Source organism: Pedobacter sp. SG908, from assembly GCF_011759615.1.
GTDB lineage: Bacteria > Bacteroidota > Bacteroidia > Sphingobacteriales > Sphingobacteriaceae > Pedobacter > Pedobacter riviphilus.
In genome coordinates this window covers 3,674,805-3,686,934 of sequence record NZ_JAAOYY010000001.1, presented here as the reverse complement: position 1 = coordinate 3,686,934, position 12,130 = coordinate 3,674,805, and the positions used below count along the sequence as shown (strand labels likewise).

Genomic DNA, 12,130 nt, shown 5'->3' with positions numbered 1-12,130 from the left:
ACCTCTTCCCATTCCGAACAGAGAAGTTAAGCCCACCAGAGCCGATGGTACTGCGGTAACACGTGGGAGAGTAGGTCGGTGCCAAATCTTAAAAGAAACCCTTCAGCAGAAATGCGGAAGGGTTTTCTTTGTTTAAGGCCTTTCTGTAGCCGCACCTGTCCCCGTTTCAGCATTGAGCAGCGGAGAAAAGTTAAGGAATTGTTCCCGCAGGTTACACTGATCTCCGCAGGGCGTATTCCATCTTCCCTTTATACTTCCGCCCTGGGTGCAATAGCCCTGATGGGAGTGGGCATGGAGCCAATCCTTCATTGGCGGAGTAGAACGGACAGCAGGACGGGACCCAAACTAAAGGCTACTGCCACTGCGCTCCAGATCATCCAAAAATTAATCATCCGGATTAGGCTTAACAAATAAGTTAAACACCGTATTTAACTGTTTAAGGGGGTGTTGATAATTTAGAGCTTATTTTAAAGCTGATTTAATGCTAAATATGTTAATATCACAAGGTTTGCTGTAATATTTGGTTATCTTTGTTGTTAACAATATATAAACAAAAGTAATGAGTTTTTTTGCAGATAAAAGAAGGGAAGTAATGGTGCATATAGAAAAGTATATGCTGGAGATGATGGATACCTATCTTAAACCAATTGATACTAACTGGCAACCGTCTGATTTTCTTCCTGATTCTACTAGCGAAACATTTTATCAAGACATTAGAATATTAAGGGATAATGCAAAGGATCTTTCTTACGATCTTGTAGCAGTATTGATCGGCGATACCATCACTGAAGAAGCTTTGCCTACTTACGAATCGTGGTTAGCGATGGTGCAGGGGCCGAGCATGAAAGAAGATGGTGGATGGATGAAATGGAACAGACACTGGACAGCAGAAGAAAATCGTCACGGTGATTTGTTAAATAAATATTTATATCTATCAGGTCGTGTAGATATGCGCCAGATGGAAATTTCTACGCAATACCTCATTGCCGATGGTTTCGATATCGGCACTGGCCACGATCCTTATCGTAACTTTATTTACACCTCTTTTCAGGAGATGGCGACTAACATCTCGCACAGAAGGGTAGCTTCTTTAGCAAAAAAAGATGGTGATACTTTATTATCGAGAATGTGTGGTGTAATTGCTTCTGATGAAGCGAGACATGCAAAAGCATATAAAGATTTCATGAACCGTATTTTCGAGGTTGATCCTAACGAAGCAATGTTAGCTTTTGAAGATATGATGCGTAAAAAAATTGTAATGCCGGCACATTTCTTACGTGAAGTAGGTTTAAAAATTGGTCAAACATTTGGTCACTTTACAGATGCTGCACAACGTTTAGGTGTTTATACAGCGATTGATTATGTTGAAATTATGCAGCAATTAATAGTTGATTGGAAAATTGAAGGGATGCGTGATTTAAATGAAGCTGGCGAAAAAGCCCGTGATTATATTATGGCTTTGCCTTCGCGTTTGTTACGTGTTGCGGAACGGATGAAAAACCCAACGATTGATTATAAATTTAGCTGGATTGCTGGATAATAGCAATTAAATAGATATGTGGAAGCCCTGATGTAAATCGGGGCTTTTTTTGTTGATTAAATATCTATAAAGTAAGAGTCGTCACCTTGAATTCATTTCAGGGTCTATCTTGCAAGAAAGATGCTGAAATAAATTCAGCATGACGATTGCATTAGATAGTAGAACTAAAACCTTAGAATTGAAACATTGAATATCAATAAACATCTCCCTGTTTGGCGATGTTAAAACCATTTTTTAAAACCTGTTTTTGGATTGTTGAATCCCAAAGTAGAGGGTTGGTGTGGTTGAAATGGATTAAAAAGATTTTATTTTTAATATTACGATCTTCTTTGCCAAATAATTCTTCTGTTTCGATGACCAGTGGATGTGGTACTTCGGCAATTGGGCGGTTTCCTAATTCTGTACTACCATAAAAAGTAGCGTCTATCATCGCAATATCTACCTTTTTCACTTCATCAATTATATTTTTATTCCATTTGCTCCATTTGTCAATGTCGGGGATAAATAGGTATTTTTTTGTGGGTGTTTCAATTTTAAAACCCGCAGTCTCCGAAAATTCATCGCGATGAGGTACTGTAAATGCGGTGATCTTATTTTCTGCTACATCAACCGGATTGTTTGCTTTAAGCTCTACAAGGCTTATGTTTTTTAAGGAAACCAATTGGCTCCACGGGCCATTTTGTTCGAGAAAAGACTTTAATTTAGGAAGTATATAAACTTTTAAACCATTTGTTGACATTACTTCTCTACCAAACTCCATTAAGCCGGTGTAATGGCCAATGTGTGCATGGGTAATAAAAATGCCTTCCGGTAGAAAAGGATAAGCTTTATTGGTTCTTTTTCTAAAATCCTGGAGCTGCAACTTAATATCCGGTGTAGCTTCAAAAAGCCACCATTTCTTTGTTTTGGGATCTACCAAAGCAAGCGAAACCACATTTTTCCTTAACTTTTCATCTTTCCAAGCCATTTTGCAACAGTTTTTCTGACAGCCCATGTGTGGGTAGCCGCCATCTTGAGCAACACCCAGTACCATGATAAAAGAAGAGGCTGGCATCTTTTGTGCCCATGTTTGGACTGAAAAACCAATGATGAAAAAGAATAATATTGTTCTCATTTACATGTTTCTTCTATACTGGCCGCCGACTTCGTAAAGTGCATTACTGATTTGTCCTAACGAACATATTTTGCATACTTCCATCAGCTGTTCAAAAATATTATCGCCTGCTATGGCCGATTTTTGGAGTTGTTTTAAGAGAGTTGCAGCACGGTCTGCATTACGGCTCTGAAATTTTTGCAATGCCGAAATCTGATATTGTTTTTCATCTTCTGTAGCACGGATTACCTCACCGGGAACAATAGTAGGGGAACCATTCTTGTTTAAAAAAGTATTAACGCCAACAATCGGATATTCACCCGTGTGTTTAAGTGTTTCGTAATACAGGCTTTCTTCCTGAATTTTTCCACGCTGGTACATCGTTTCCATAGCACCTAAAACACCTCCACGATCGTTAATACGTTTAAATTCGGCAAGCACAGCGTCTTCTACCAGATCGGTTAATTCTTCGATAATAAAAGCGCCCTGCAATGGATTTTCATTTTTTGCTAAACCCAATTCTCTGTTAATGATCAATTGAATGGCCATTGCCCTCCGAACTGATTCTTCAGTAGGCGTAGTAATGGCTTCATCGTAAGCATTGGTGTGTAATGAATTACAGTTGTCATAGATAGCATATAGCGCCTGTAGAGTGGTGCGGATATCGTTAAAGTCGATTTCTTGCGCATGTAAGGAGCGGCCGGAAGTTTGTATATGGTATTTTAGCTTCTGCGAACGGTCATTCCCTTTGTATTTGTTTTTAATGGCTTTTGCCCAGATTCTGCGTGCTACGCGGCCAATTACAGCATATTCAGGATCGATACCATTAGAGAAGAAGAATGAAAGGTTAGGTGCAAAATCATCAATATGCATGCCCCTGCTTAAATAATATTCTACAAAGGTAAATCCGTTGCTTAGGGTAAAGGCAAGCTGTGAAATCGGATTAGCGCCTGCTTCGGCAATGTGATAGCCAGAAATGGATACTGAGTAGAAATTCCTTACTTTTTCATCGATAAAGTATTTCTGGATATCGCCCATCATTCTTAAAGCGAATTCGGTAGAGAAAATACAGGTATTCTGCGCTTGGTCTTCTTTTAAGATATCAGCCTGTACCGTTCCTCTAACCGAACTGATGGCTTTCGCCCTTATCTTAGTATAAATATCGGCAGGTAAAACCTGATCACCGGTAACTCCCAAAAGCATCAAGCCTAGGCCATCGTTTCCTTCTGGCAAAGTGCCATTGTATGTTGGCCTTGGTATATTTTTCGCTTTATAGATGGCTTCAATTTTAGCTTCAACTTCTTTGATTAAATCGTTTTCGATAATATACTTTTCGCATTGTTGATCGATTGCCGCATTCATGAAAAAGCCTAACAGCATAGGGGCTGGGCCATTAATCGTCATGGATACAGAGGTTGATGGCGCACAAAGATCAAAACCCGAATAGAGTTTTTTAGCATCATCCAAAGTGGCAATACTTACGCCTGAGTTACCGATTTTTCCATAAATATCTGGTCGGATATGCGGATCCTCACCATAAAGGGTAACAGAGTCGAAAGCTGTAGACAAACGGTGTGCCGGCTGCCCCAAAGAAACATAGTGGAAACGTTTATTGGTTCTTTCGGGGCCACCTTCTCCAGCAAACATCCTGGTAGGGTCTTCGCCATCTCTTTTTAAAGGAAATACACCTGCCGCATAAGGGAATTCGCCTGGAAGATTTTCTGTTAACAGCCACCTTAAAATATCGCCCCAGTCTTCATATCTCGGTAACGAAACTTTAGGGATATTCAGCTTTGAAAGTGATTCGTAATATAAAGGTTGTTTAATCTCTTTTTCGCGGACTTTATAGGTGAAAAATTCTTCTTTATAGGCCTTTTTTGTATCTGGCCACTGTCGCAATAAACGTTTGCATTCGCCATCTAATTGTTCTTCAAAGTAGTGATAGGTTGCATTTAAATTTTTTAGCATCCCATCTTGCTGATCGCCTTCTAATAGCGGGGAATTAATATCGCCTGCCAAATCAATCACACCTTTCAACTGGTACATTTTCCTGGCGATAGTAGCCTGTTTATCTACCCATTCGTTATACATTTGGCTCGATTCGGCAATTTCTGCCAAATATCGGATACGATCGGGAGGGATGATGTAAATCTTCTCTGATTGATCGGAAGTGAGTTCCATTTTGGCCTTAAAATCAGTTCCGGTTCTTACCTTAATTTGCTCCATTAAGGCCACAAAGAGGTTGTTCATGCCCGGATCGTTAAACTGCGAGGCCATAGTGCCATAAACTGGAATTTCATCATCCTTGGCATCGAAAATATTGTGGTTGCGTTTGTATTGTTTGCGTACATCACGCAAAGCATCTAAGGCACCTCTCTTATCAAATTTATTAATGACTACCAGATCGGCAAAGTCTAACATGTCGATTTTCTCCAATTGTGTAGCCGCACCAAATTCTGGTGTCATTACATAAAGCGAAACGTCGCAGTGTTCGGTAATTTCGGTGTCTGATTGACCAATGCCTGATGTTTCTACAATAATTAAATCGTAACCAGCGGCTTTGCAGATATCGATACTTTCCTGCACATTCTTGGAGAGGGCAAGGTTGGCCTGGCGGGTAGCCAATGAGCGCATGTAAACCCTTGGGTTATTAATCGCATTCATCCGGATACGATCGCCCAATAAAGCTCCGCCCGTTTTTCTTTTGGAAGGATCGACAGAGATAATCGCCAGGGTTTTATCTTTAACTTCTACCAAAAAACGGCGTACAAGTTCATCTACCAGTGATGATTTTCCAGCTCCGCCAGTTCCGGTAATACCTAAAATAGGCGCGGTGTTGTTTTTGGTCAGTTTTTTTAATTCATCAACAAATTTTTGGGCGCCTTCGGGATCATTTTCTGCAACGGTAATAGCCCCTGCGATGGCTTTGATATCTTTTGTAGGTATGGTTTCGAGCTCGTTAGTAATGCTGGCTTTGGTAATGAAATCGGTTTGTACGAGCATATCGTTGATCATGCCCTGCAAACCCATTTTACGGCCATCATCAGGAGAATAGATTTTAGAAATCCCGTAGGCCTGCAATTCTTCAATTTCTGAAGGTAAGATTACACCACCGCCACCTGCAAATATTTTGATGTGACCTGATCCTCTTTCCTGCAGGAGATCGTACATGTATTTAAAATATTCGATATGTCCGCCCTGATAGGAGGTCATGGCGATGCCCTGAACATCTTCCTGAATGGCGCAGTTTACCACTTCTTCAACCGATCTGTTATGGCCAAGATGAATAACTTCAGCCCCTGAAGACTGGAGAATACGACGCATGATATTAATGGTTGCATCGTGTCCGTCGAAAAGAGAAGCAGCAGTTACAAAACGGATTTTATTTTTAGGCTTATAGATTTCTACTTGTTGCATACTATGGGATTTTAGGGGGCGGTATGCGCTGATTACCGATCCTTGTTTCCAAATATATTTGGTATGCAAATGTACTAAAATAAGCAGCTTAAACAGCGAATACCTTATACCGTTATGGCTTTTAGTTCAACTATAAATCTTGCCCAAACTGTAGTAAATAACCATTATTGTCGTAAATGGCAAACTCTCTCATGCCATATTCGAAATCTTCGAGCGGGTAACAGATTTCACATTGATCTTTTAAACTTTCCCATAGGGCAGTCACTTCGTTTGTTTTAATATAAAGTGAGCCGCTCATCATCGGTTTGGGAATATTGCGATGGGCATTGGGAATAGAGAACATGATTTCTATAGCATCTTTGCTAAGGCTTAACCAGCTAAGGTCATCGAATTTTGCATCGCAAGTGAAGTTTAATATTTCTGTATAAAAGGTTAGTGTTGCTTGCATATCGTGCGATTCGAGCATTGGAGTAAGTTTGGTAGCGGTGTATGTTGACATGATGTTAAAATAAAAAATATAGTTTAATTTTTACCATATAAGATCATATAAGCCACAGTTCAAAATCACTGTATAGAATCTCAGATGTACTCAGATGACTAACGTAGTTCAGAATAATTAGTTAACTGCGTTTTTTTTTCACTTTCTAGCCACTTGAGGTCATCTTAGAGACTAGGAGGGGTATAAACAAAAAAAACTATGCCGGTGAGCATAGTTTTTTTAATTTATTTGCTGGTGATTTCTGTAATCGGTTCCCCAACATTACCATTTGGCATTTGAATATGGAGTAAGGCTGCCAGTGTTGGTGCAATATCGGTCATGTAGTGTGTTTTATTAGACGCTCCCGGTTTGATTCCCCAGCCCATAAAAACCAATGGGATATGAGAATCGTATGGATTCCAGTTTCCGTGCGTGGTGCCTGTGCTGCCACCATTAAACCAGTTTGGTTGTAAAACATAATAGATATCGCCACTTCTACGGGCGTTGTAGCCGTTAATAATCATTTTTTTCTGGATTTCCTGAAGTGTGCTTTGCGATATTTTAGCAATATCAACTGCATTCTGGAAGCCATCTAATCTTTTTAAGAATTCTACTGATGCTGATTTAATTACATCGAAACTTACATCACCTTTGTCGGTTTTATCGTGATCGAAAATGATTTGGTTGTTCTGAGATTTTAAAACCACATTGTTTACTTTAAATTTATCATTTAAGTAAGCATTTAATTTGTTTGCGATATCTCTGTCGCTCACTACTCCAGATGGCAGTTTATTCTCCTGCATAAAGCCTGGCACATGAGCAGCACCATGATCGGCAGTTAAAAATACGGTATAGTTTCCTTTACCTACTTTTTTATCCAGGTAGTTGAAAAACTCTTCGAAATCTTTATCTAAACGCAAATAAGTATCTTCTGCTTCTACTGAGTTCGGACCATAAGCATGACCAACATAATCAGTAGATGAGCAACTTACGGCCAAGAAATCGGTAATGTTGTCCTGTCCTAAATCTTCAGAAAGGATCGCTAATTTGGCAAGATCCAACGTGATGGTATTGCCATAAGGTGTACTTCTGATGGCATCGAAGTTTTTATCGATGTTTTGGGTTAGTTGGTGTGGAAAAGTGCTCGCTTTGCCTTCGTAAGCTTTCTCATCTGCAGTACTGTTTACATAGGTATTCATCGGATACAAAGTTTCCCAGTTTTTTGCATAGAATTTATTCGCTAGTTTCAGCTTATTATAATCGGCAATCCACGTTGGTACTTCTTTCATGTAATAGGTACTGGTAATCCAGTTTCCGGTGCTACCTTGATACCAATATGCAGCATTTGCCGCGTGGCCTGCCGGAAGGATCGAGCCCCTGTCTTTTAATGAAATACCAATTACTTTACCTCTAAAATTCGTAGCTAACCTCAATTCATCGGTAATGGTAGTGGTTAGCATATTTTTTGGCGACATATTTCCTTCAGAAGATGGTGTACTACCAACAGTAGATACTGATGAATCTTCGGTACAGTATACATTTTTTTTGGTTTCAGGGTCGTACCAATCGTTACCAATAATACCATGAACGGCCGGAACTGAACCTGTATAAATGCAGGTGTGTCCGCAAGCAGTGTAAGTTGGTGTATAAGGAATAAATGTGTTTTCTACAGAAAAACCCTCGTTGATTAATCTTTTAAAGCCACCATTGGTATAACGGTTATAGTAGCGGTATAAATAATCCCAACGCATCTGATCAACCACTAAGCCAACCACCAATTTAGGGCGGGCCACCTCGGCAGGAAATGCTTTAGCTTGTGTTGTGGAAGGTTTTTTAGTTTGGGCTGAGGAGAGTGCGATCGAAAAAATAGAAATGGAAAAGATTAGACAGGATATTTTCTTCATTGTGTTTTAGTTAAAAGGCTAAAGTAGCAAATTTAGGTAAAGCTACTTTGAAGTTTATGTAAAGATTTTATATCGCTTCGGCCACTACAAATGTACTTCCTCCAATAAAAACCAGGTCTTTTGGATCGGCAGATTGAATAGCCTTTTCTTTTGCTTCGGCTACGGATGCATAATTGTTTCCATTTAGGTTAAATGTTGCCGCCTGTTCTTTAAGTTCATCTGCTGCTAAACCACGTTCTAAATCTGGCTTGCAGAAATAGTAAGTGGCATTTTTAGGCATCAGGGATAAAACTTTCGAAATATCTTTGTCCTTAACCATACCAAAAACAATATGTAGGTTTTGATAAGGAGTTTGTGAGATATTTTTAATTACCTCCGTAATGCCAGCTTCATTATGACCGGTATCGCAGATCACCAAAGGATTTTTACTCAAGGTTTGCCAACGCCCCTGTAAACCGGTTTGTTTTTTAACTTGGCTTATTCCTTTATAAATCGCTTCCTGATCGGTTTTAATTTCCGTTTTCTCGTTCAGTACGGCTAAGGTTTCTAATACGGTTAAAATATTTTTATGCTGATAAATACCGGTAAGATCGCTTTGAAGACCCTTGTATTTGATTTCGCTATTCTGATAAACAGATATGGAAAGTTTATTATTCCTGATTTTAGAATCCTGAGCCCTTAACTCCACATCAGCAAAAACAATTGGAGCATCCACTTCTTTTGCCTTATTGACAAAAACTGGAGCCGATTCTGCTTGTGTTTCGCCAATTACAACCGGAATATTCTTTTTAATGATGCCTGCTTTTTCCCCTGCAATTTCTGCCAGTGTGTTGCCTAGCATATTCATATGGTCGAGGCTAATATTGGTGATGACCGAAATTTGCGGTGTAATGATATTAGTCGAATCTAATCTTCCGCCTAAACCCACCTCAATTACAGCCACATCAACCTCGTGTTTGGCAAAATGATCGAATGCCATGGCCACAGTAACTTCGAAAAATGAAGGCTCGGTTTTTTCGATCAATTTTTGTTGATCTTTTACAAACGATACGACTTCAGTTTTACTCATCATTTTTCCGTTGATGCGGATGCGTTCGCGGAAATCTTTCAAATGGGGAGAGGTGTACAATCCTGTTTTATATCCTTGCGATTGCAGTACCGAAGCCAGCATGTGTGAGGTAGAGCCCTTTCCGTTTGTACCCGCCACATGGATACTCTTAAATTTATCCTGCGGATTATCCAAAGCTTCGCAAAGAATGATGGTATTGGTTAAATCTTTTTTGAAAGCAGACGCGCCAACCCGGGTAAACATGGGGAGTTTACTGTATAAAAAATCAAGCGTTTGTTGGTAGTTCATAATATGCGTCAAATATAAGTTGACTGGAGTGATTATGGAACGAAATGCTCAATATTTTAATCAGTCACTAAGTCAATTTCACATTTCCCTTAAATTAAATTTTAGTTAATGTTTGGTTTTATCATAATAAATGAGAAACGAACTAAAATTACCCCTAATCTTTAAGATTCTTCCCCCTTCTTTTCTTTCAAAATAGATAATATTTGATTGAAAAATATTTAACCAAATTCAATTAAAAATGAAAAACTTACTAATTACCTGTTCTGCATTAGCCATGCTGATGCTTGGCGGGTGTAAAAAAGCGACTTTACAGGCTGCTGAAGGCTTGTCAAATCAAAAACTAAGCAGTAATACCAGCAATTTTATTAACACGGTAGGAACCATTTATTATGTTGATCCTTTAGGAGACGATAATAATAACGGTACGAGTGCCGATACACCATGGAAAACCATTAGTAAAGTAAATACGGTTACTTTTATGCCCGGTGATCAGATTTTGTTTAAAACAGATGGTGTTTGGACCGGAAATCTTGCTCCATTGGGCTCAGGAAGTGCAGGAAGCCCCATTATTATTGACGAGTATGGAACAGGTAATAAGCCAGTTATAAATGGCGGTGGACTCACTAATGGTTCAATAACACTTTTGCTTAACAATCAATCCTTCTGGGAAGTTAATAACCTTGAAATTACCAATACGGTAAACTTAGGACAACAATACGCAGTAACAGGCATTAAAGTAAATAATTCTGGCACTACGGCAGCAAGCAATATTACAATCAATAATTGTTACGTGCATAATGTAAACTCAACAGGTTTTGGTACGCCCAATTATAATAAGGGTTCGGGCGGAATTATATTTACAGGCCTGATTAATAATGTGCTGGTTTTAAACTGCCATGTTAAGGATTGTGATATTGAAGGGATCAGAACATCAAGCTCAGTAAAAGCAGATAATGTAGTGTTTGAAGGTAATTTAATTGAAAATATTTATGGTGATGGTATTGTACTTAATGGGGTGAAGAATTCAAAAATTACGCATAATATTTTAAGAAATACCTGTAAAAGTGATGCGGCCAATTACGCTGCTTGCTGGACTTATGGCAGTTTAGGAACTATCATTTCATACAATGAGGTTTCGGGTATTAAAGGTGGCGGACCGTATGATGGACAGGCTTTTGATGCAGATATTAATACCGACGGAGATATTTTTGAATATAATTACTCACATGATAATGACCGTGGTTTTATGTTATTCATGCCCAGCGCTCAAAATATTATTGTTAGATATAACATTAGCGTAAATGATGTGAAGAACGCCAATTCTTCGCCCAGCGGTTCGAAACTTATTAATTATACCTCAAATTATACTACCAACAAAATATACAATAATACCTTTTATACGAATGACAACTTTACCAGAATATTTCAATACACCAATACGGCAAGTACTTTTGCATTTAACAGCACATTTAGCAACAATATAATTTATGCTACCGGAACCATTACCAGATTTTCGGACAAACCCATAATGGCATCTGCTGTTTTTAAGAATAATTGTTTTTATCCCCAGTCTATTACTGCTGTAAATGGGCCGGCTGGAACTGTTTCTGGCAATACTTATACCGATCCGAAATTTAATAATGCATCTGCCACCGGCACACCTGCAGATTTTAAACTGCAAAAAACTTCTCCTCTAATTGCCGGGGCGGTTAATATGACTAATAATGGCGGAATTGATTATTTTCAAACTAATCTTCCCTTAACCAATCCAGACGTTGGCTTTGCACAAAGCTCATACTCGTTTACAGGATTTGTTGCTAATGCCGATACCTATGTGAGAAACGGCACCTACGCCGACAATAATTACGGTACTGAAAGTACGTTTATTGTAAAATCTGATGCAAGCTCTTATGCCAGAAAAGCCTATTTAAAATTTGATTTTTCTGCGCTGCCTGGTACCGCAGTTTCTAATGCGAGATTGGTTTTAAACGCTTCATCAGTAAATACAGATCCTTCCAGAACAATCAGTGTATATACTGCAGCAACAAATAACTGGACAGAAACCGGATTAACCTGGAATAATGCTCCATTAAGTAATCCATTGGTCAATAGTTTTGTAGCCTATGGAGCGGATCGTTATTCAATTGATGTAACCAGCGTAGTCAACCAAAATCTAAGTGCAGGGAATAAAATTATAACCTTTGTACTCACCAATGATGCTCCGGCAAGTAGTAAAAGCGATATTTATTTTACAAGCAAGGAACAAACGAGCAATAAACCTCAGCTCAATATAATTTTATAGTTGACATATAAAAAAGAGCCCAATATTTTATTGGGCTCT

General features: G+C 38.9%; 8 protein-coding genes and 1 rRNA gene. 3 read left to right on the top strand and 6 right to left on the bottom strand.

Going from position 1 to position 12,130, the window contains the following annotated elements; all coding sequences use genetic code 11:
• Positions 1–87: ribosomal RNA gene (gene rrf / locus FHT21_RS14965) — 5S ribosomal RNA — on the top strand; the annotation flags it as partial.
• A 45-nt stretch (positions 88–132) separates the two neighbouring features.
• Here the strand turns inward: rrf and FHT21_RS14960 are convergent.
• The gene (locus FHT21_RS14960; protein ID WP_167295426.1) at positions 133–309 is read right to left on the bottom strand and encodes a hypothetical protein; all 177 of its coding nucleotides are present in this window, start codon (positions 307–309) and stop codon (positions 133–135) included.
• A 250-nt stretch (positions 310–559) separates the two neighbouring features.
• On the opposite strand from FHT21_RS14960, the gene FHT21_RS14955 reads away from it, so the two are divergent.
• The gene (locus tag FHT21_RS14955; protein ID WP_167295425.1) at positions 560–1,540 is read left to right on the top strand and encodes an acyl-ACP desaturase; all 981 of its coding nucleotides are present in this window, start codon (positions 560–562) and stop codon (positions 1,538–1,540) included.
• Between the two features lie 193 nt (positions 1,541–1,733).
• Here FHT21_RS14955 and FHT21_RS14950 read toward each other — a convergent pair whose 3' ends face one another.
• From FHT21_RS14950 to FHT21_RS14930, 5 genes are all read right to left on the bottom strand, one after another.
• Positions 1,734–2,654 (bottom strand): MBL fold metallo-hydrolase, encoded by a 921-nt coding sequence (locus tag FHT21_RS14950; protein ID WP_167295424.1) that lies wholly within the window; start codon positions 2,652–2,654, stop codon positions 1,734–1,736.
• The gene (locus tag FHT21_RS14945) at positions 2,655–6,050 is read right to left on the bottom strand and encodes a methylmalonyl-CoA mutase family protein (RefSeq protein ID WP_167295423.1); all 3,396 of its coding nucleotides are present in this window, start codon (positions 6,048–6,050) and stop codon (positions 2,655–2,657) included.
• A 130-nt stretch (positions 6,051–6,180) separates the two neighbouring features.
• Positions 6,181–6,549: a VOC family protein gene (locus FHT21_RS14940; RefSeq protein WP_208398925.1), complete on the bottom strand. Its 369-nt coding sequence runs from the start codon at positions 6,547–6,549 to the stop codon at positions 6,181–6,183.
• A gap of 224 nt (positions 6,550–6,773) precedes the next feature.
• Positions 6,774–8,432: an alkaline phosphatase PafA gene (pafA, locus tag FHT21_RS14935; protein ID WP_167295422.1), complete on the bottom strand. Its 1,659-nt coding sequence runs from the start codon at positions 8,430–8,432 to the stop codon at positions 6,774–6,776.
• Positions 8,433–8,499: 67 nt separating this feature from the next.
• Positions 8,500–9,789, bottom strand: coding sequence for a folylpolyglutamate synthase/dihydrofolate synthase family protein (locus FHT21_RS14930; protein ID WP_167295421.1), 1,290 nt, complete (start codon positions 9,787–9,789; stop codon positions 8,500–8,502).
• A gap of 238 nt (positions 9,790–10,027) precedes the next feature.
• Here FHT21_RS14930 and FHT21_RS14925 point away from each other — a divergent pair, with 238 nt between their 5' ends.
• Positions 10,028–12,091 (top strand): DNRLRE domain-containing protein, encoded by a 2,064-nt coding sequence (locus FHT21_RS14925; protein WP_167295420.1) that lies wholly within the window; start codon positions 10,028–10,030, stop codon positions 12,089–12,091.
• Positions 12,092–12,130: the final 39 nt, after the last annotated feature.